Source organism: Paraburkholderia sp. 31.1 (genome assembly GCF_014397645.1).
In the GTDB taxonomy this organism is placed as follows: domain Bacteria; phylum Pseudomonadota; class Gammaproteobacteria; order Burkholderiales; family Burkholderiaceae; genus Paraburkholderia; species Paraburkholderia tuberum.
On sequence record NZ_VZQN01000277.1, the window covers coordinates 1 to 231 of the forward strand.

At 64.1% G+C, this 231-nt stretch carries 1 protein-coding gene; it reads right to left on the reverse strand.

All coding sequences use genetic code 11. The annotated features are described in order from the left end of the window. Positions 1-231, reverse strand: a 231-nt coding sequence (locus tag F6X37_RS36260; protein WP_187614712.1) for an Ig-like domain-containing protein, incomplete at both ends; no start/stop codon positions are given.

Genomic DNA, 231 nt, shown 5'->3' on the forward strand with positions numbered 1-231 from the left:
AACTGATGCTCGCCCTCTTCCAGCGGCGTCTCAGGCGTGAAGCTCCAGTTGCCCTCCTCGTCGACCGTCGTCTCGCCGATCGGCGTGCCGTTGTCGATCACGATGATCGTGTCGCCCGGTTCACCCTTGCCCACCAGCGTCGGCGTCGTGTCGTCCGTGCTCTCGCCATTGCCCACCGGTCCCTGGATCGGACCTTCGTCGTCAATCACTTCGCCAATGACTGGCTGGTCC